Here is an 18,234-nt window from a genome sequence, read left to right as displayed (position 1 = left end):
GCTCGTCGAGCCTCCCGAGCTGTGGGACCAGTTACGCGCTCAGGGGGGTGCGAGAGATACTGTCAGCAGTCGCGCCAGGAGATTCCTGCGCGCGCGTTGGACAACGCTTCGAGCAGGAGTGCAACCGTGACCTACGTGATCGCCGAGCCCTGCGTGGACGTGCTCGACAAGGCATGCATCGAGGAGTGCCCTGTCGACTGCATCTACGAGGGCGGGCGGATGCTCTACATCCACCCCGATGAGTGCGTCGACTGCGGTGCCTGCGAGCCGGTCTGCCCGGTCGAGGCCATCTACTACGAAGACGACGTGCCGGACGAGTGGGCCGCCTACACGAAGGCGAACGTGGACTTCTTCGACGAGCTCGGCTCGCCGGGTGGCGCCGCGATGGTGGGCAAGGTCAACACGGACGTCGAGCCCATCACGAGCCTGCCGCCCCAGGGCGAGTGAGCTCCACGACCGGCCCGGGCGCAGCGGCGCCCGGGCCCCGGCTCCCTGACTTCCCCTGGGACTCGTTGGCACCGCACAAGGCGACCGCCAACGCCCACCCGGACGGCATCGTGGATCTGTCCGTGGGCACCCCGGTCGACCCGGTTCCGGCGCGGCTCCAGGAGGCCCTGTCCGCCGTGGCGGACGTGCCGGGCTACCCGGCCACGCACGGCACCCCCGACCTGCGCGAAGCGGCCGTGGAGTCGCTGCGCAGGCGTTACGGCATCACCGGTCTGGAACCGGACGCGGTGCTGCCGACCATCGGCTCCAAGGAGCTCGTCGCCTGGCTGCCCACGCTGCTGGGCGTGCGGCCCGGCGACGTCGTCGCCATCCCGGACCTGGCGTACCCGACCTACGAGGTCGGGGCGAAGATCGCCGGTGCCGAGGTCGTGCGGCTCGCCCCCGGTGAGCTGCCGCCCGCCGCGACCCGGCTGCTGTGGCTGAACTCGCCGTCCAACCCGACCGGGCGCGTGCTCACCGCCGACGAGCTCGGGCGGATGGTGCGCGCCGCGCAGGACGCGGGCGCGGTGGTGGCCTCCGACGAGTGCTACCTGGCGCTGGGCTGGGACGCCGAACCGGTGTCGGTCCTGCACCCCTCGGTCGGCGCCGCGCGCGACGGCCTGCTGGCGGTGCACTCGCTGTCGAAGTCGTCGAACCTGGCCGGTTACCGCGCCGGGTTCGTCACCGGTGACCCGGTGCTGGTCGCGCGGCTGCTGGAGCTGCGCAAGCACGCCGGCATGATCGTTCCGCGCCCGGTGCAGGAGGCGGTCACCGCCGCGCTGCGCGACGACGAGCACGTGGCTGCTCAGCGCGATCTCTACGCCGCCCGCCGCGCGGTGCTGCGTCCCGCGCTGGAGGCAGCCGGGTTCACCATCGAGCACTCCCAGGCCGGGTTGTACCTGTGGTCGACCCGGGGCGAGGACGCCTGGGCGACGGTGGAATGGCTCGCGCAGCGGGGGATCCTGGCCGCACCGGGCACGTTCTACGGACCCGACGGCTCCCGCCACGTGCGCATCGCGCTGACGGCCACCGACGAGCGCATCGCGGCCGCGGCGAAGCGCCTCGGGGCCTGACCAGGGCAGTTCTCACCAGGATCGCGTGAGAACTGCCCTCACACCTCGCTCGCCGCTGCGCTGAGGGCGGCCCAGGACTCCGGCCAGCGGGCCCGGCGGTCGGCCTTGCGGACCTCTTCGCGCTCCACCAGGCGCCCTGCGGCGAAAGCGATCTCGACCTCCGGGCGCGGCCCGACGGCGTCGAGCAGCGCCCGGAGCCGTTCTTCCGCGACGCAGGCGTCCTGGTGCTCCCCGAGGACGTCCTGGAAGCCCTTGGTGGCCTTGATCAGCCGCTTGACCGGGGCGCCGAGCAGCGGCTCGGCGAGCTCGGCGGTGTAGCGGACCCTCTTGCCGTCGATGCGCAGCGCGTGCAGCTGGGCGTCGGCGGGCTCGTCCGGGAGCCGCTCGACGGCCTTGTGCAGCTTGCCGAACTGGCGGCGGACCAGCCTGCGCAGCTGCGATTCGGCGTCCACATCGGAATCCCGGCCGGACAGCTCCCGCGTGGCCCAGGCCAGCCGGTCCAGCAGGTTCCAGTACCGGTCGCCGTCCAGCGCCGCCAGCATCTCGCCCCTGGCCTGCAGGTATTCGGCGTCGAGGCCGGAGATCAGCCGCTCGGCGGCGTTGCGCTCGGACTCGTTCAGACCGGTGAACTCCGAGCGGAGCCGTTCCAGCAGCACGTCCAGGTCCCGCACCGGGCCCAGCGCCCTCCCCAGCCAGCCGAGTTCGGCGCGCAGCGGCTCGGACTCCTCGCGGATCAGGAACGGCCGGGCCGAGCGCAGCATCGCTCGCATCCGCCGCACCGAAACCCGCATCTGGTGCAGTTCCTCGGGGTCCTCGCCGACGCGCGTCCCAGCCTCGTGCGCCAGCAGCGCCCGCAATCGCGCGTCCAACCCGGCGCGGACGTGAGCCGCGATCGGGGCGCTTCGACCCACCTCGACCGGCTCGGCGGCCAGCACGTCCTGCAGAAGCCGGGAATCAGCCATCCCCCATGCTAAAACGGCCAACTCACACGAACGGTTGCTCCAAACGGATCAACCTCAACGCGAAGGGCCCCTCCCACCTGCGGCGGAAGGGGCCTTGCGGGAACCTGACCTTCAGTCGTTGGCGTGCAGCGCCGCGTTGAGCTCGACCTTGCCGCCGGTCTTGTTCACGACCTCGACCGCGCCGGTGGTGGAGTTGCGGCGGAACAGCAGGCCGTCGTTGCCGGAGACCTCGGAGGCCTTGGTGAGCGTGCCGTCCGGCAGCGTGATCTTGGTGCCGGCCGTGACGTACAGGCCCGCCTCGACGACGCAGTCGTCGCCCAGCGAGATGCCGATGCCGCCGTTGGCGCCGATCAGGCAGCGCTCGCCGATCGAGATGACCTCCTTGCCGCCGCCCGACAGCGTGCCCATGATCGACGCGCCGCCGCCGACGTCGGAGCCGTCGCCGACCACGACACCGGCCGAGATGCGGCCTTCCACCATGCTCGCGCCCAGCGTGCCGGCGTTGAAGTTCACGAAGCCCTCGTGCATCACGGTCGTGCCGCTGGCCAGGTGCGCACCCAGCCGGACCCGGTCGGCGTCGCCGATGCGCACGCCGGAGGGCACCACGTAGTCGACCATGCGCGGGAACTTGTCGATGCTGTAGACCGTCACCGGGCCGCGCGCCCGCAGCCGCAGCCGGGTCGCCTCGAAGCCCTCCACCGGGCACGGTCCGTGGTTGGTCCACACGACGTTGGCCAGCAGCCCGAACTGGCCGTCCAGGCTGACCCCGTGCGGGCGCACCAGGCGGTGCGACAGCAGGTGGAGCCGCAGGTAGACGTCGTGCGCGTCGATCGGGGCGTCGGCCAGCTCGGCGATGTCGACGCGGACCGCGATGACCTCGACGCCCCGGGCGTCATCCCGCCCGAGCAGCGCGACACCGGCCTCGCCGAGGGACTCGGCGGCCTGCTCCGCGGTCAGCTTCGTGGTGCCGGACTCGCCGGACTCGCTCAGCTTGACGGTGGGGAACCAGGTGTCGAGAACCGTGCCGTCGTCGGTCACGGTCGCCAGGCCCACGCCGTGGGCACCCGTGGTCTGCGGGTCGGGGATGTTCGCGCTCATGCCCAAAACGGTAATCGGCAACACCCCACCCGGCCCGCACGGGGTCAGCTCTTCAGGACCCCCGGCAGGTGACATCCGGTGGTGAGGGTGAGGATCGTGTTGCGCGAGGTGCCGAAGGTGTAGACCGCGCCGTAGGAGTCGTTGCCGGTGATCTCGTGGTCCCCGGTGCGGTTGACGATGATCTCCGGCTCGCCGAAGCCGTACTCGGCCGTGATCGACCGCACGATGGACACCGCGCTCGGCCAGTCCACGTCGTCGATCGGCTGCGCGGCTCGCCAGGACTCCAGCACTCGGCTCTCGGCGTCGGCCTCGGCGAACTCGGAGCAGTCCACCGTGCTCTCCGGTGCTGACACCGCCCACTTCAACGGGCCGACCAGGTGGTCGAGCAGATCGCGGAGCCGCTGCTGCATCTGCTCGTACTGCGCGCTGATCTGCTCGATGCTCGGGCGCTGCTGAAGCGCACTTCGCGGGTCCAACACAGCTACCCCCGGTCGCAGTCGGACGTAGACCCGGACTAGAGAAATGATGCCGGACCACCCCACGCGGTCCGGACTCGGCACCCCCCGGGTACCCGTGTGAGCCTCAACACTCAACCGAACAGGTTCAACGTGAGGCTCATCAGCCCGAGGGCGATCAGCGGCCCGGCGACCAGCCCGACCAGCCCCACGACCACCGCCGTGGCGGTCGGGCCCGCACGCCGGACCCGGAACCACAGGAACACCGGCGCCGCCAGCAGCACGAGCACGGACACTGCCGTGGCGACCCCGGCCGGCGTGCAGCCGCCGTGCCCGCCGGAGTGGCAGGGGACGGCCGCGCTCCAGATGCCCACGAACCCGGTGAACGCCACGATCGGCAGCGCCACCACCGTCGCCAGCACGGCGAAGATCACCGCGGCCGTGCGACCGCTGGTGTCGACGTCGGGCACTGAGCTCACCCCTTCGCCGCCTGCGGCAGGTGGCAACCGGTGCGGACGCTGAGCGTGGTGTTCGCCTTGGTGCCGAGCTGCAGCCGGGCTCCGTAGGAGTCGTGCAACTCGATCTTGTGGTCGTTCGGGCGGTCCGTCACGACGTGGAGCTCGGTGAACCCGCGGCTGCCGCCGACCTCGGTGGCGATGCGCAGCGCCTGCGCCCACTTCTCCTCCGGGATGCCGCCCTCCTGCAGCCAGGTGGCCAGGGTGCGCTGCTCGGCCTCGGGCACGTCGGCGAACTCGGGGCACGCCGACTGACCGGTGTTGCCCCTGTCGGCGAACTCGGGCAGGCCGAGTTCGGCCACCAGCCGGGACCGGAGCTCCTGCTGCATCTGGTCGTAGCTCGCGGTGACCTCCTCCAGGCTGGGACGTTGCCGCAGTGCGTTGAGCTGGTCTTCCATGCTTCCCCCGTCGGGCTGTCCGGTCGCGCAGCCGCTCAGCAGCGCGGTGCCGAGGATCAGTGGTGCGAATCGCCTCATGAGAACAGGTCCTTGACGTCTGAGATCCGGTCGCTTCCCCAGTCGGTGACCGCCGAAGCGCCCTCCTGGACCTGGTGCGGGACGTAGGACAGGCCGTCGCCGACCCCGTTGGTCTTGCCCTCCACCGCGTTCTCCGGCACGCCACCGACCACCGAGGCGATGTTGTGCTGGCTGGTGGTGTCGGGCTGGAGGTAGTCGCTGTGGCCGGTGACCTGCACGCCCTCGCCGGACTTCTCGGTCGACAGGTCGGTGAAGCCGTCCATGTGCGACGGATCTCCGCCGAACCGGGCGAAGTCGGCCACCGGGTCGTTCTTGGCCTCGAGCCGGTAGGTGTGGCCTTCCGGGACGTGCAGGTCCTCGATGTCGTTGGTGCCGACGCCGGGGGAGCCGTAGATGATCGCGTCATCCACCCCGTGCCCACCGCCCTGCAGGGCGTAGCCGGTGGTCGTCGAGCCGTACGAGTGACCGATCGCGGTCAGGTGCGGGTCGGTGTCGCGAGAGCTGTTGATGCCCTTGTAGAACTCGTTCAGCTTCTCGCCGCCTGCCTTCGCCGATTCCGAGCTGGCCACGGAATCACCGGTCACATCAGCGGTCTCGGACGACTGCGGGGCCTCGTAGCCCAGCCAGAACACCCCCGCCACCTCGCCGTCCTCACCGGACCGCATCATCTCCCGCTGGGATTCGGCGACCAGTTCCTGGGTTTCGGCGTCGGCGCCCTTGAGGCTGTCCTGGGCGGTGGTGGTGAAACCGGGGGTGAACACCGAGACGTGATCGGCGGTGTCCACGTTGCCCACGGCCACTGCCGTCTTCAACCGCTCGCCGCTCGCGTCCAGCACGAGCAGCTGCCGGTTGTCCCGGGCGATGGTGTCCTCGACCGCGTCGAGCCCCTTGAGCTTGGCGTCGACCTGGTCGGCCTTCTCCTGCTCGTCATCGCTGATCCCGCCCTGCGCCAAGCGGTTTCGCTCGCTGCGCAGCCGGGATCGGGTGTCGTCGAGGTTCACGCGGTTGGCGCTGTCGCGCACGACCGCCGGGATGCCGTCCCGGTTGCCCAACCAGGCGGGCGGGTTCTCCTGCAACGCGGCGCGCTGCTCGTGGGACAGCGACTTCCACCAGGCCGCGTTGGCCTGCGCGGTGTTGTGCGGCGGTTGTCCGGCGGAGGCGGCGAGCGCGCTCAACTCGCCGGTCTTGGCCGCATCCGCCAGCGAGCTGCCCTTGCCGGGCTCGATCTGGTCCTCGTCGGCGGCGTTGAGGGCCTTCGCCAGGGCCGCGTCGGTGCTCTCGGCTTGGTCGAGGATCTTCTCGATCTCCTGGACCAGCTCGTCGCGGACCCGGAGGCGTTGCGCGCGAACCTGTTCCGCCTCACCGGTGGGCACGTCCTCCGGCGGTGTGACGTCGCGGACGCCGCCTTCCTCGGTGATCTGGAAACCGTGGGCCTCGGCCTCGCGGTCGGCCATCTCGACCCGGCGCTTGATCGCGGTGACCTCGTCGGCGGCGGTGGCCACCGCGGCGCGCACCGTGGCGACCTCGGCGACCAGCGAGCGCATCCGGTCCACCAGCTCCCGGTGCTCGGCCGCGGAGCGCTGAGCGGCGTCGCCGGTCCAGCCGTCGGGGTTGCGGGCTCCGTCGAGCTCGTCCTGCAGGTTGACCAGGTCGTCCCGGCGGTTGCCCAGTTCGCCGTGCACGGCGTCGAGCTGCTCGGGCTTCCAACGGCGCACGTCGGCGTAGCTGACCACCTCGCTCACCGCCCTGCCACGTCGATGCCGCGGGCGCCCTCGCGGTCGCCGCGCTCGTACTCGCCCGCCGAGGCGGTCAGCGATTCACCGTGCTTCCGGGCGTCGGCGCCCCACGTCTTGAGCGTGCGCTGCCAGCTCTGCGCGACGCGCTTGGCCGCGCCTCCGCTCTTGCCGCCGGAGAGAGCCTCGGCGATGTCCTCGGCCGCTTCGCCGAGCCGCACCCGCTCGGCTTGTTCGCCGGCCAGCGCCGCCTTGTGCCCCGCCGCGCGCAGTGCCTCCGGTTCTGCCCTGTACCCCATGTCGCCTCCGCGAGCCGCCCAGTTCAACGCGGGAGCCTAGCCCGCTGATCTTGATTCCGATGGTGGTTCCGGTGATCTGGTTCCCGCTGATGCGAGGCGTGCTGGTCAGCGCGGTAGCCTGCCGGGCGTGACCGCTTCGTTGGACCTCACCTCGGACCCCGTCGAGCTGACCGCCGCGCTGGTGGACATCCCCAGCGTCTCCGGCTCGGAGAAGAACATCGCGGACGCGGTGGAGCGAGCGCTGCGCGCCCAGGCCCCGCACCTGGAGGTGGTCCGCAACGGCGAAGCCGTGCTCGCGCGCACCAACCTCGGCCGCGACACCCGCGTCGTGCTCGCCGGGCACCTCGACACCGTGCCGGTCAACGACAACCTGCCGTCCCGGCGCACCGGTTCGGGTGCGGACGAGCTGCTGCACGGCTGCGGCACCACCGACATGAAGAGCGGTGACGCGGTGATGCTCAACCTGGCCGCCACGCTCACCGAACCGAGGTACGACCTGACCTTCGTGTTCTACGACTGCGAGGAGATCGAGGCCGAGCGCAACGGTCTCGGCCGCATCGAGCGGGAACTGCCCGAGTGGCTCGACGGGGACCTGGCGGTGGTGTGCGAGCCGTCCAACGCCGCGATCGAGGCGGGCTGCCAGGGCACCATCCGCGTCGAGGTCCGCACCACCGGCACCCGCGCGCACACCGCGCGCGCGTGGATGGGCGAGAACGCGATCCACGCCGCGCAGCCGATCCTGCAGCGGCTGGTGGAGCACGCGCCGCGCAACCCGGTGATCGACGGCCTCCAGTACCGGGAGGGCCTGCAGGCCGTGAAGATCACCGGCGGGGTCGCGGGCAACGTCGTCCCGGACTCGTGCGTGGTCACCGTCAACCACCGCTTCGCCCCCGACAAGTCCGCCGAGCAGGCCGAAGCCGAACTGCGGGAACTGTTCGCGGGCTACGAGGTCACGGTCACCGACGTCTCCGCCGGCGCCCTGCCGGGCCTGACGTCACCGGCCGCGGCGGAGCTGGTGCGGGCGTCCGAGACCGAGCCAGTCGCCAAGCTCGGCTGGACCGACGTCGCCCGCTTCGCCGCCCGGGGCCTGCCCGCGGTCAACTTCGGCCCCGGCAACCCGACCCTCGCCCACACCCAGCAGGAGCACGTCCGCACCGCCGAGATCCACCACTGCGCAGCAACCCTGCGCCGCTTCCTCTCCTGACCGGGAACCCCACGAATCGACGGATCACGGCCGTCTTCCGAACCCCGATCACGGCGGTATTCCGGCCCCTGATTACGGCGGTATTCCGGACCCCGATCACGGCGGTGTTCCGGATCCCAACCCGGATTACCGCCGTAATCGGGTGACGGATTACCGGAGTAATCGGTCACCCGCCGGGGGCGGGTCAGGCGGTGCCGAGGACCTCGGTGTCGGTGGGTTCTTGGGTGGTGCGTGGTTCTTGCGTGGCTCGTTGCTTGGGCAGGGCCGGGGTGGGGGTGGAGTCCTCCTGGAGTTCGGCGGCTCGGCGTTCGGCTTCGGTGAGTTCGAGCTCCGGGGTTTCGGGCACCTCGGGTTCCTCCGCCGGGGCCTGGGCCTTCTCGCCGCTGGACTGCTGCATCTTGTCGACGAACTGCAGGAGCTCCACCGGGAACGGCAGGACGAGGGTGGAGTTTTTCTCGGCCGCGACCTCCACGACCGTCTCCAGCAGCCGCAGCTGCAGGGCGGCCGGGGTGTCGGACATGACGCGGGCGGCGTCGGAGAGCTTGCGGGAGGCCTGGAACTCGCCGTCGGCGGAGATCACCCGCGACCGGCGCTCCCGCTCGGCCTCGGCCTGGCGGGCGATGGAGCGCTTCATCGACTCCGGCAGCGAGACGTCCTTGATCTCCACCCGGTCGATGTGCACGCCCCAGCCCAGCGCCGGGCTGTCGATCATCAGCTCCAGGCCCTGGTTGAGCCGCTCGCGGTTGGACAGCAGGTCGTCGAGGTCGCTCTTGCCGATGATCGACCGCAGCGAGGTCTGCGCGACCTGGCCCACCGCGAACAGGTAGTCCTCGACGTTGACCACGGCCCGCGCCGCGTCCTGCACCCGGAAGTACACCACCGCGTCCACCCGAACGGTGACGTTGTCGCGGGTGATGCCCTCCTGCGCGGGCACCGGCATCGTGACGATCTGCAGGTTGACCTTCTGCAACCGGTCCACGACGGGAACGATCGTGGTCAGTCCCGGTCCGCGGGTGAGTTCCTGCAGCCGACCGAAGCGGAACACCACGCCCCGCTCGTACTGCTTGACGACCTTGACGCTCGAGGCGACGTAGATGACACCGAGCACGAGGATTGCGATGAGCAGTTCGATGAGCATGACCGGCTCCCGGGCTCGTGGAGGAACGGCCCGACGGCGCTGGAGCGCCTGCGTAGATCGCGGAGCAGATCTGCGTGTCGCGCCCGGCTCGCGTCGCCGGCGCCACTAGATCTTTTCTTCGTATCGTACGCCGCGAGACCGCGCTGTGAATCCCCCGTGAACAGGCATTTCACCTGGACCGCGCAGCGGCGGGGCGGCTCGGAGGAGGATCGGTGCGTGCGTAGGCTCGACGCCATGACAGTCGATGGCCAGTGGGGTGAACCCAACGGTGCGGAGCGTCCGCACGAGAAGCAACGCGGCCCCGTGGTGCTGCGCCGCTCGCGGCTGAGCGAGCCGACCACCACCGACCAGCGCCTGCTGGACTCCAGAGGCCCCTCGGACTGGGTGCACACCGACCCGTGGCGGGTGCTGCGCATCCAGGCCGAGTTCGTCGAGGGCTTCGGCGCGCTGGCCGAGGTGCCGCGCGCGGTCACGGTCTTCGGCTCCGCCCGCACCCCGCGCGAGCACCCGGAGTACGCCACCGGCGTGGCGCTGGGCAGGGCGCTGGCGGGCATCGGCTGCGCGGCCATCACCGGCGGCGGGCCGGGCACGATGGAAGCCGTCAACCGCGGCGCCTCGGAGGCCGGTGGCCTGTCGATCGGCCTGGGCATCGAGCTGCCCTTCGAGCAGGGCCTGAACCCGTGGGTGGACCTGGGGGTCAACTTCCGGTACTTCTTCGTCCGCAAGACGATGTTCATGAAGTACGCGCAGGCGTTCATCTGCCTGCCTGGCGGCTTCGGCACGATGGACGAGCTGTTCGAAGCGCTCACACTGGTGCAGACGAAGAAGGTCACGAAGTTCCCGGTCGTGCTGTTCGGCAAGGACTACTGGCAGGGCCTCTACGACTGGATCCGGGACCACATGCTGGAAAGCGGCAAGATCGGCGAGAAGGACATGGGGCTGCTGCACGTCACCGACGACGTCGATGACGCGGTGTCGATCGTGCAGGAGGCCTACGAGGCGTGGGAGGCGACGCATTGAACACCCCTTCGGCGGACGTGTCGGTCTGCGTCTACTGCGCGTCCGGGCCGGTGCCGCAGCACTACCTGGACCTGGCCGCCGAGGTGGGCCGCAAGATCGCCAAGCGCGGCTGGACGCTGGTCTCCGGCGGCGGCAAGGTCTCGATGATGGGCGAGATCGCCCGCGCGGCCCGCGCCGACGGCGGCCGCACCATCGGTGTCATCCCGCGCGCGCTGGTCGACCGCGAGGTCGGTGACACCGACTCCGACGAGCTGCTGGTCGTCGACACCATGCGCGAGCGCAAGGGTCTGATGGACGCCCACTCCAGCGCCTTCCTGACGCTGCCCGGCGGCATCGGCACCTGCGAGGAACTCTTCGAGATCTGGACCGCCCGCTACCTGGGGATGCACGCCAAACCGGTCGTGCTGCTGGACCCGGACAACCACTTCAAGGGTCTGCTGGACTGGCTCAACGGCATGGTGGAGACCGGTTTCGCCTCGCAGCACTCGCTGGACGTGCTCACCGTGACCGCCGACGTCGACGAGGCGCTGGACGCACTGGTCCCATGAGCGCACGACCACTGCGGTTCCGGGACAAGGAGATGCCCGCGGACCGGCCGCTGGTGATGGGCATCGTCAACCGCACCCGGGACTCGTTCTTCGACCGCGGCCGCACCTTCGCCGCCGAGGCCGCGCTCGCCGCGGTCGACCGGGCGGTGGAGGAGGGGGCCGACATCGTCGACATCGGCGGCGTCCGCGCCGGTGCGCAGGGCGAACGCGTCGACGCCGAGGCCGAGGCGTCCCGGGTGGTGCCGTTCGTGGCCGCCGTGCGGGAACGCCACCCGGGCCTGGTGATCAGCGTCGACACCTGGCGGCACGAGGTCGCCGCCCAGGTCTGCCAGGCCGGTGCCGACCTGCTCAACGACACCTGGGCGGGTGCCGACCCGCGCCTGGCCGAGGTCGCCGCCGAACACGGCGTGGGCGTCGTCTGCTCGCACACCGGCGGGCTCGAACCGCGCACCGACGCCTACCGCTCCCGCTACGCCGACGTGGTCGCCGAGGTGTGCGACGAGCTGGTCGAGCGGGCCGAGCGGATGGTGGCGCTGGGCGTGCCCGCCGAGGGCGTGCTGATCGACCCGACGCACGACTTCGGCAAGAACACCTGGCACGGCCTGGCGCTGCTGCGCCGCGCCGGTGAGCTGGCCGCTACCGGCTGGCCGGTGCTGATGGCGCTGTCGAACAAGGACTTCGTCGGCGAGACGCTCGGCGTCGAGGTCACCGAGCGGTTGGAGGGCACCCTGGCCGCGACCGCGGTGGCGGCCTGGCAGGGAGCCCGGGTCTTCCGCGCGCACCAGGTGCGCGAGACGCGCCGCGTCCTCGACATGGTCGCCACCATCGCCGGGACCCGGCAGCCGGACCAGGTGCGGCGCGGCCTGGCCTGATCAGGCCGCGCCGACCGCGGTGCGGATCAGGTGGGTGAGCGCGGGGATCGGGATGTCCGGCCGGACCTCCTGCAGCACCGGTGCGAGCCGGATCCAGCGGGACTGCACGCGCGGCGGGCTGGGCTGCTCGACGGCCAGCTCGTCGACGAGCTCGGCGAGCCGCCACTGCGACTCGTCCAGGTCCAGGCTCGGCTCCGTGTGCTGGTCGAGGACCTCGACCAGCGAGTTCAGGTAGACGCGGATCTGGTCGAGGGCGGCCAGCCGGTCGGCCTGCCCGGAGCTGGCTCGGGGGTTCGGGGTGGCCCTGTCGAGCAGGCCGGCACCGTTGGTCGTTTCTGCTTCGCGGTCGGGCACGGGTATCGCCTCCTGATCGGGGTCTGCCGGAGGAGAGACGGCCTCCGCTTCTCGATCTCCGAGTGTGCTCGGTTCAGCCGATCAGGAGCGTCCGTTCGGGGCCACGCCACCCGAACGGCCGACTCAAGTTGCTGTGATTCACATCATGGGAGTCCTGATCGCGAAAGGACCTTGGTCCTCTTGTGTGGAGGCGGTGACACTGCCCGGAAATATCCGTAGAGTCACTACCTGTGAAGGCTGATGCGCTCCGCGGCCACCTGGACGCCCTGCTCCTGGCCGCCCTCGACGGCAGGGCGTTGCACGGTTACGCGATCATCGAGGCTTTGCAGGAACGCAGTGGTGGCGCCCTGGACCTGCCGACCGGCACGGTCTACCCGGCGCTGCGCAGACTCGAGCGAGCTGGATTCGTGCAGAGCTCCTGGAGCACCGTTGGCGGACGTCAGCGGCGCACGTACCGGCTCACCCAGGCGGGCACCCAAACCCTCCAGGCGGAACGCCGCGCCTGGCGAGAATTCACCCACGCCATCGAAGGCGTGCTGACGGCCCCCGCCAAGACCTGAGGGTCGGTGGGGCGTGCCACGATTGAGTCGTGGCTAGTGCGCTCATCTACCTGTTCGTGGTGCTGGCGGTCGCGGCCGTCGTGTACCTGCTGGCTTCGCTCGTGTTCGGGCGCGGTGAGCAGCTCGCGCCGCTTCCGCCCGGCTCCACGCCCACCCGGTTGCCGTCGTCCGACGTCGAGGGGTCCGACGTGCGCGCCGTCCGGTTCCAGCAAGTCCTGCGCGGGTACAAGGTCGCCGAGGTGGACTGGGTGCTGGACCGACTGGCCGGTGAGCTCGACGAGCTGCACGGCCGGATCGCGGTCCTGGAACGGCAGCTCGACGTCGCCGGGCAGGAGCTCGACAAGGCTCGCGCTCGAGGCGGTGCCGGGGATGAGTGACGGCACGGCGATCGTCGGCGAGGACGGCCGCGCGCGGTGCCCGTGGGGCGCCGGCCAACCCGACTACGCCGACTACCACGACCAGGAGTGGGGCGTTGCGCTGCGCGGCGTCCCGGAGCTCTACGAGCGGATCACCCTGGAGTCGTTCCAGTCCGGCCTGTCGTGGCTGACGATCCTGCGCAAGCGGCCCGCGTTCCGGGAGGCCTTCGCCGGCTTCGACCCGGAGGCCGTCGCCCGATTCGGCGAGGACGACCGGCAGCGGCTCCTGGCCGACGCCTCGATCGTCCGCAACCGGGCCAAGATCGACGCGGCCATCACCAACGCCCGCGCCGTCCTGGAGCTCGACCGGCCGCTCGACGACCTGCTCTGGTCCTTCGCGCCCGCGCGGCGCCCCGACTCCGAACGGCCCGTCAAGCTCGGCGACGTCCCGGCGACCACCGACGAGTCGAAAGCGATGGCCAAGGAGCTCAAACGCCGCGGCTTCGTCTTCGTCGGTCCCACCACCTGCTACGCCCTCATGCAGGCCACGGGCATGGTCGACGACCACCTCAAGAACTGCTGGCGGGCCTGACCCCCGGTGGTGACGCGATTTCAATGGAAGTCGGGGACACGACTTCAATGGAAATCGCGAACCGGATTTCAACGGAAGTCGGATCACGGACTTCGGCAGAAGTTCGTCACCACCCGGGGCGGCGGGTCAGCGGCCGGTGAAGTTGGGGGTTCGCTTCTCGACGAAGGCGGCGACCGCTTCCTTATGGTCCGCGGTGAGGCCGGCTTCGTTCTGGGCGCCGGCTTCGACGGCGAGGGCCTCGTCGAGGGCTTCCGCCGAGGCGGCCTGGACGGCCTCCTTGATGCGGGCGTAGGCGAAGGTCGGGCCCGCCGCCATCCGGGTCGCCAGCTCCATCGCGACGGTCAGCGCGTCGTCGACCACCTGGTTGACCATGCCGATGCGCAGCGCCTCGTCGGCCTGCACCGGCTGCGCCAGCAGCAGCATCTCCATCGCCCGGCCGTAGCCGATCAGCCGCGGCAGCGTCCAGGACGCGCCGGAGTCGGTGGACAGGCCCACGTTGGCGAAGGCCATCAGGAACTTCGAGCCGGTCGCGGCGATCCGCAGGTCGCTGGCGTAGGCGATCGACGCGCCCGCGCCCGCCGCGGTGCCGTTGACGGCGGCGATCACCGGCTTGGGCATGGTCGCCAGCGCCTTGGTGATCGGGTTGTAGTGCTCCTCGACGGTCTTCAGCGGACTCGGGTCACCGCTGGAGAGGAGTTCGATGTGCTCCTTGAGGTCCTGCCCCGCGCAGAACGCCTTCCCCGCGCCGGTGATCACCAGCGCGCGCACCGAGTCGTCCGCCGCAGCTTCGCGCAGGGCCGCCAGCAGCGCCTGCTTGAGCTCGATGTTGAGCGAGTTGAACGACTCGGGGCGGTTCAACGTGAGCAGCCGCACACCCGCGGTGTCCTCGGTCAGCAGTACGTCGGTCACTCCAAGCTCCTTGCCTTGACGTCCGTTGTGTCGGGTCGCGCGAGCACTTCCACTGTGGACCGCGCGGCCGGCGCGTCGTCCCGGGTGGACGGTGTCCCCGCTGGTCGCCGGGATGGCCGCCGTGAGATCGGTGACACGCCGGAGCGAAACGACTCCTCACGGTGATCGCTGGGAACTCCCGCGATGTGCCGAACGGCGCCGAAACACCCCACACGAACGGTGAGTCTGCCAGTCGACGGCGATATTCGACCAGCGCACGGGCGACACGAGTTGATCGGTTCGGTTTCGTCCACGCCTCGAGATGGGGGAGAATGGGGACGGACCCGAACTGGTTGTGGCGACCAGCGGGGGAAGATTTCACGGAGGGAGCACGCTATGGCGGCCATGAAGCCCCGGACCGGTGACGGTCCCCTCGAGGTGACTAAGGAGGGACGCGGCATCGTGATGCGCGTTCCGCTTGAGGGTGGTGGGCGGCTCGTCGTCGAGATGTCGGTCGAGGAGGCCAAGAACCTGGGCGACGCCCTGGAGTCGGCCACCGGCTGAGGCCGCCAGGCGGTCCGGGACGCGCTGCCGGCCTGATGCCTGGTCACGGCGCCTCCCGGCCGAGGCGACAACTCAATAATCACGTCGACGGGTGGCGAGAACGCTTCGCCGCTGTCGGGCCCCGGTGCCGAGCGCGGTGCCGGGGTCTCTCGTCGGCCCTAGTTCGAGTTCGCACGGCCAGTCCGTGCAGGAAGGTCTTCTCGTGTCCGGTGCCTCCGTGTTCCGTTCCGCCCAGCCCGCCCGCGGGGTGGAGCCCGAGCTGCCCGTGATCCCGACCGCTCTGGTCGAAGTGGACGTGGTGCAGCGGTGGCGGGACGGAGTGCCGGGCGCGACGGGGATCTTCGACGGGGAGTCCGGCCCGGACCTGGCCGCTGCGGCCGAACCGTTCTCTGTGGACGCCGAGGTGCTCACCGCGATCGGCGCGTCGGCGTCGGCCGGTGACGCGAAGGCCTTCCCGCTGCGCTCCGGCGGCATCGGCTGGGTCGTCGGCGTGGGCTCCGGTGAGCCCGCCCAGTGGCGCACCGCCGGTGCGGCGCTGGCCCGCGCGGTGCGCGAGCGGCTCACCGACGCCGCGGACACCGACTCCGAGCCCGGCGACCTCGGTGAGGCCTCCGACGCGGACTACCTGCAGGTCCGGCTTCCCGACGACGCCGGCGAGGAGTTGATCGGCGAGCTGACCCTCGGTCTGGCGCTGGGCGGCTACCGGTTCAAGGTGACCGGCGAGCCCGCGCCGCCGCGGCTGCGCAAGGTCCTGCTGGTCGCCCCGGAGGACGCCGACGTCGCCGCGATCCGCGAGCACGTGCGGCGCGCCCGCGAGCTGGCGGCGGCCACCGCGCTGGCCCGCGACCTGGCCAACGCGCCCTCCAACGTCAAGGACCCCGCCTGGTTCACCGGGCTGGCCGCAGAGCTCGCCGGTCCGATCGCGAACCTCACCGCGACCGTGCGGGACGAGAAGTGGCTGGCCGACCACGGTTTCGGCGGCATCCTCGCCGTCGGCGGCGGCTCGGCCCGCCCGCCCCGTCTGCTGCAGCTCGACTACCGGCCGCAGGACGCGACCGGGCCGCACCTGGTGCTGGTCGGCAAGGGCATCACCTTCGACACCGGCGGCATCTCGCTCAAGCCCGCCGACGGCATGCACCTGATGCGCACCGACATGTCCGGTGGCGCTGCGGTCATCGGCGCGCTGCTGGCGATCGCCCGGCTCGGCCTGCCGGTGAAGGTGACGGGCCTGGTGCCCTCCGCCGAGAACCACGTCTCCGGCACCGCCTACCGGCCCGGTGACGTGGTGCGGCACTACGGCGGCAAGACCACCGAGGTGGGCAACACCGACGCCGAGGGCCGCATGGTGCTGGCCGACGCGATGGCCTACGCCGTCGACGAGCTCCAGCCCGACCTGCTGGTCGACGTCGCGACGCTGACCGGAGCGATGAAGGTCGCGCTCGGCCTGCGCACCGGCGGCCTGTTCGCCACCGACGACGAGCTCGCCGAGCAGATCACCGGCGCGGGCGGCCGGGTCGGCGAGGCGTGGTGGCGGATGCCGCTGCTGGAGGACCACGCCGAGGCCGTCGAGGGCGCCCTCTCGGACGTCAAGCAGACCCCGGCGGGCCCGGGCGGCATCACCGCCGCGTTGTTCCTGCGCGAGTTCACCGGTGGCGTCCGCTGGGCGCACCTGGACATCGCAGGCCCGGCGCGGGCGGACAAGGACTACTCGGAGGTCACCGTCGGCGGCACCGGCTTCGCCGCCCGCACCCTCGCCGAGCTGGCCGCTTCGCTGGGCTGAGTCCTGCGCCACCGGTGATGACCGGCACGCTCGCGAGCGCGGGTGATCGGCTGGTGTTTAACGTCTAAAGCATGGTGTCGGCCGGACGTTTGCGGAGGATTCGGTTCGCGCTGCTGCTCGGCGCGCTCGCGCTGTTCGCCCTGCTCTACGCGCCGCAGCCGGTGCTGCCGCAGCTGGCGGGCGAGTACGGGCTGAGCCCGGGCGCGGCGGCGCTGCTGGTGTCCGCGGCGACGCTCGGGCTGGCGGTCTCGGCGATCCCGCTGGGCACGCTGTCGGAGGCCGTCGGCCGCCGCCGCACCATGATCACCACCCTGGTCATCGCCGAAGTCCTCGGGCTCGTGCTGCCGTGGGTGCACTCGTTCCCGCTGATGGTGGGGCTGCGGCTGGTGCAGGGCGCGGCCGTGGCCGGGCTCGCCGCCGTCGCCACCGCCTACCTCGCCGACGAGACCGGAGGGGTGCGGCTGGGTACCACCGTCGGGCTCTACGTCGCCGGAACCACGATCGGCGGGATGACCGGGCGGCTGCTCGGCGGCATCGTCGGTGACTTCTGGGGCTGGTCCGGTGGTGTGCTCGCGGTCGCCCTGCTCGCCGCGGTGTGCACGGTCGCGTTCATCGCGCTGCTGCCGCCCGAGCAGCACCACCAGCGACAGCCGCTGCGGTGGAAACCGCTGCTAGGCGGCCTGGGCGCCGCCCTGCGCGACCCGGGGCTGTACCCGCCGTACCTGGTCGCGGCGCTGGGCATGGGCAGCTTCGTGACCGTCTACAACGTGCTCGGCTTCCGCATCACCGCGCCGCCGCTGCTGCTGCCCCCGGCGCTGGCCGCCCTGGCGTTCCTCGCCTACGCGGCCGGCACCGTCACCTCGGCGCTGGCCGGGCGGGCGGCGGATCGCTGGGGGCGCGTGAGGGTGCTGCTGACCAGCCTCGTCGTCACCGTCGCCGGGCTGCTGCTGATGCTGCCGGACTCCGTGCCGGTGATCCTGATCGGCCTGGTGATCTTCACGGGAGGCTTCTTCGGCGCTCACTCGGTGGCGAACGGCTGGGTGGGGACCCGGGCCTCCAAGGCGGCTCGCGGCCAGGCCTCGGCCCTCTACCAGCTCGCCTACTACGGGGGCGGCAGCGTCGGCGGAGTCCTCGGCGGCATCGCCTACGGCGCCTGGGGCTGGTCCGGCATGACCCTCCTGCTCACGACCTGGCTGACCCTGGCCGGACTCGCCGTCCTGTTCTCCCGCCCCCAGCGCCCAACAACCCAACCCTGATTACC

The 18,234-nt window shown here is 71.3% G+C and carries 22 protein-coding genes; 12 read left to right on the top strand and 10 right to left on the bottom strand.

Annotated features, from left to right (window positions below):
- Nucleotides 1-126 precede the first annotated feature (126 nt).
- A complete protein-coding gene (gene fdxA / locus R4I43_RS01275) occupies nt 127-447 on the top strand; it encodes a ferredoxin (RefSeq protein ID WP_324263602.1) in 321 nt (106 codons plus the stop codon).
- Nucleotides 444-1,559: a succinyldiaminopimelate transaminase gene (gene dapC, locus R4I43_RS01270; RefSeq protein WP_324263601.1), complete on the top strand. Its 1,116-nt coding sequence runs from the start codon at nt 444-446 to the stop codon at nt 1,557-1,559. The genes fdxA and dapC overlap by 4 nt, the downstream gene beginning before the upstream one ends.
- A gap of 38 nt (nt 1,560-1,597) precedes the next feature.
- Here the strand turns inward: dapC and R4I43_RS01265 are convergent, their stop codons facing one another.
- From R4I43_RS01265 to R4I43_RS01235, 7 genes are all read right to left on the bottom strand, one after another.
- The gene (locus tag R4I43_RS01265; protein ID WP_324263600.1) at nt 1,598-2,521 is read right to left on the bottom strand and encodes a CHAD domain-containing protein; all 924 of its coding nucleotides are present in this window, start codon (nt 2,519-2,521) and stop codon (nt 1,598-1,600) included.
- A 111-nt stretch (nt 2,522-2,632) separates the two neighbouring features.
- Nucleotides 2,633-3,619, bottom strand: coding sequence for a 2,3,4,5-tetrahydropyridine-2,6-dicarboxylate N-succinyltransferase (gene dapD, locus R4I43_RS01260; protein ID WP_324263599.1), 987 nt, complete (start codon nt 3,617-3,619; stop codon nt 2,633-2,635).
- Between the two features lie 44 nt (nt 3,620-3,663).
- Nucleotides 3,664-4,098 (bottom strand): LppA family lipoprotein, encoded by a 435-nt coding sequence (locus R4I43_RS01255; protein WP_324263598.1) that lies wholly within the window; start codon nt 4,096-4,098, stop codon nt 3,664-3,666.
- A 110-nt stretch (nt 4,099-4,208) separates the two neighbouring features.
- On the bottom strand, nt 4,209-4,544 hold the full coding sequence (locus R4I43_RS01250) for a hypothetical protein (RefSeq protein ID WP_324263597.1): 336 nt from the start codon (nt 4,542-4,544) through the stop codon (nt 4,209-4,211).
- 5 nt (nt 4,545-4,549) lie between these two features.
- Entirely contained in the window at nt 4,550-5,065 is a 516-nt protein-coding gene (locus tag R4I43_RS01245; RefSeq protein ID WP_324263596.1) for an LppA family lipoprotein, read from the bottom strand.
- Nucleotides 5,062-6,807 carry an alpha/beta hydrolase gene (locus tag R4I43_RS01240; protein ID WP_324263595.1) on the bottom strand — a complete coding sequence of 582 codons (1,746 nt, stop codon included), beginning with the start codon at nt 6,805-6,807 and terminating at the stop codon, nt 5,062-5,064. Before R4I43_RS01240 ends, R4I43_RS01245 begins: the two co-directional genes overlap by 4 nt.
- Nucleotides 6,804-7,097: a hypothetical protein gene (locus R4I43_RS01235; RefSeq protein ID WP_324263594.1), complete on the bottom strand. Its 294-nt coding sequence runs from the start codon at nt 7,095-7,097 to the stop codon at nt 6,804-6,806. Before R4I43_RS01235 ends, R4I43_RS01240 begins: the two co-directional genes overlap by 4 nt.
- 127 nt (nt 7,098-7,224) lie before the next feature.
- Between R4I43_RS01235 and dapE the strand changes: the two genes are divergently transcribed.
- The gene (dapE, locus tag R4I43_RS01230) at nt 7,225-8,301 is read left to right on the top strand and encodes a succinyl-diaminopimelate desuccinylase (protein ID WP_324263593.1); all 1,077 of its coding nucleotides are present in this window, start codon (nt 7,225-7,227) and stop codon (nt 8,299-8,301) included.
- Nucleotides 8,302-8,485: 184 nt separating this feature from the next.
- Here dapE and R4I43_RS01225 read toward each other — a convergent pair whose 3' ends face one another.
- Nucleotides 8,486-9,439, bottom strand: a complete 954-nt coding sequence (locus R4I43_RS01225; protein WP_324263592.1) for a slipin family protein — start codon at nt 9,437-9,439, stop codon at nt 8,486-8,488.
- 234 nt (nt 9,440-9,673) lie between these two features.
- Between R4I43_RS01225 and R4I43_RS01220 the strand changes: the two genes are divergently transcribed.
- Genes R4I43_RS01220 through folP form a run of 3 tightly spaced genes read left to right on the top strand, consistent with a single transcriptional unit; the run spans nt 9,674 to nt 11,879 of the window.
- Nucleotides 9,674-10,459 carry an LOG family protein gene (locus tag R4I43_RS01220; RefSeq protein WP_324263591.1) on the top strand — a complete coding sequence of 262 codons (786 nt, stop codon included), beginning with the start codon at nt 9,674-9,676 and terminating at the stop codon, nt 10,457-10,459.
- Nucleotides 10,456-11,007 (top strand): LOG family protein, encoded by a 552-nt coding sequence (locus tag R4I43_RS01215; RefSeq protein ID WP_324263590.1) that lies wholly within the window; start codon nt 10,456-10,458, stop codon nt 11,005-11,007. The genes R4I43_RS01220 and R4I43_RS01215 overlap by 4 nt, the downstream gene beginning before the upstream one ends.
- Nucleotides 11,004-11,879, top strand: a complete 876-nt coding sequence (gene folP / locus R4I43_RS01210; RefSeq protein ID WP_324263589.1) for a dihydropteroate synthase — start codon at nt 11,004-11,006, stop codon at nt 11,877-11,879. The genes R4I43_RS01215 and folP overlap by 4 nt, the downstream gene beginning before the upstream one ends.
- Here the strand turns inward: folP and R4I43_RS01205 are convergent, their stop codons facing one another.
- Nucleotides 11,880-12,233: a hypothetical protein gene (locus R4I43_RS01205; RefSeq protein ID WP_324263588.1), complete on the bottom strand. Its 354-nt coding sequence runs from the start codon at nt 12,231-12,233 to the stop codon at nt 11,880-11,882. It abuts the gene before it with no gap.
- A 230-nt stretch (nt 12,234-12,463) separates the two neighbouring features.
- Between R4I43_RS01205 and R4I43_RS01200 the strand changes: the two genes are divergently transcribed.
- From R4I43_RS01200 to R4I43_RS01190, 3 genes are read left to right on the top strand one after another with little or no spacing between them, the layout of a single operon-like run.
- A complete protein-coding gene (locus R4I43_RS01200; protein WP_324263587.1) occupies nt 12,464-12,793 on the top strand; it encodes a PadR family transcriptional regulator in 330 nt (109 codons plus the stop codon).
- A 29-nt stretch (nt 12,794-12,822) separates the two neighbouring features.
- Nucleotides 12,823-13,170, top strand: a complete 348-nt coding sequence (locus tag R4I43_RS01195) for a DivIVA domain-containing protein (protein WP_324263586.1) — start codon at nt 12,823-12,825, stop codon at nt 13,168-13,170.
- Nucleotides 13,163-13,741, top strand: coding sequence for a DNA-3-methyladenine glycosylase I (locus R4I43_RS01190; protein ID WP_324263585.1), 579 nt, complete (start codon nt 13,163-13,165; stop codon nt 13,739-13,741). Before R4I43_RS01195 ends, R4I43_RS01190 begins: the two co-directional genes overlap by 8 nt.
- 126 nt (nt 13,742-13,867) lie before the next feature.
- Here the strand turns inward: R4I43_RS01190 and R4I43_RS01185 are convergent, their stop codons facing one another.
- A complete protein-coding gene (locus R4I43_RS01185) occupies nt 13,868-14,650 on the bottom strand; it encodes an enoyl-CoA hydratase-related protein (RefSeq protein WP_324263584.1) in 783 nt (260 codons plus the stop codon).
- Between the two features lie 375 nt (nt 14,651-15,025).
- Here R4I43_RS01185 and R4I43_RS01180 point away from each other — a divergent pair, with 375 nt between their 5' ends.
- The 3 genes from R4I43_RS01180 (at nt 15,026) to R4I43_RS01170 (ending at nt 18,229) form a co-directional block, all read left to right on the top strand.
- The gene (locus R4I43_RS01180) at nt 15,026-15,193 is read left to right on the top strand and encodes a DUF3117 domain-containing protein (protein ID WP_009949794.1); all 168 of its coding nucleotides are present in this window, start codon (nt 15,026-15,028) and stop codon (nt 15,191-15,193) included.
- Nucleotides 15,194-15,440: 247 nt separating this feature from the next.
- Nucleotides 15,441-16,973, top strand: coding sequence for a leucyl aminopeptidase family protein (locus R4I43_RS01175; protein ID WP_407691179.1), 1,533 nt, complete (start codon nt 15,441-15,443; stop codon nt 16,971-16,973).
- 71 nt (nt 16,974-17,044) lie between these two features.
- Entirely contained in the window at nt 17,045-18,229 is a 1,185-nt protein-coding gene (locus R4I43_RS01170; protein ID WP_324263582.1) for an MFS transporter, read from the top strand.
- Nucleotides 18,230-18,234: the final 5 nt, after the last annotated feature.

This window comes from Saccharopolyspora mangrovi, assembly GCF_035320975.1.
GTDB lineage: Bacteria > Actinomycetota > Actinomycetes > Mycobacteriales > Pseudonocardiaceae > Saccharopolyspora > Saccharopolyspora mangrovi.
The sequence above is the reverse complement of the archived record's forward strand: the minus strand, read 5'-3'. Positions and strand labels throughout refer to the sequence as shown.

Excerpts from the sequence above, each read along its gene's own strand:
- R4I43_RS01265 (WP_324263600.1), bottom strand. The coding sequence starts at position 2,521 with ATGGCTGATTCCCGGCTTCTGCAGGACGTGCTGGCCGCCGAGCCGGTC.
- dapD (WP_324263599.1), bottom strand. The coding sequence starts at position 3,619 with ATGAGCGCGAACATCCCCGACCCGCAGACCACGGGTGCCCACGGCGTG.
- R4I43_RS01245 (WP_324263596.1), bottom strand. The coding sequence starts at position 5,065 with ATGAGGCGATTCGCACCACTGATCCTCGGCACCGCGCTGCTGAGCGGC.
- R4I43_RS01235 (WP_324263594.1), bottom strand. The coding sequence starts at position 7,097 with ATGGGGTACAGGGCAGAACCGGAGGCACTGCGCGCGGCGGGGCACAAG.
- R4I43_RS01225 (WP_324263592.1), bottom strand. The coding sequence starts at position 9,439 with ATGCTCATCGAACTGCTCATCGCAATCCTCGTGCTCGGTGTCATCTAC.
- R4I43_RS01220 (WP_324263591.1), top strand. The coding sequence starts at position 9,674 with ATGACAGTCGATGGCCAGTGGGGTGAACCCAACGGTGCGGAGCGTCCG.
- folP (WP_324263589.1), top strand. The coding sequence starts at position 11,004 with ATGAGCGCACGACCACTGCGGTTCCGGGACAAGGAGATGCCCGCGGAC.
- R4I43_RS01190 (WP_324263585.1), top strand. The coding sequence starts at position 13,163 with ATGAGTGACGGCACGGCGATCGTCGGCGAGGACGGCCGCGCGCGGTGC.
- R4I43_RS01180 (WP_009949794.1), top strand. The coding sequence starts at position 15,026 with ATGGCGGCCATGAAGCCCCGGACCGGTGACGGTCCCCTCGAGGTGACT.
- R4I43_RS01170 (WP_324263582.1), top strand. The coding sequence starts at position 17,045 with ATGGTGTCGGCCGGACGTTTGCGGAGGATTCGGTTCGCGCTGCTGCTC.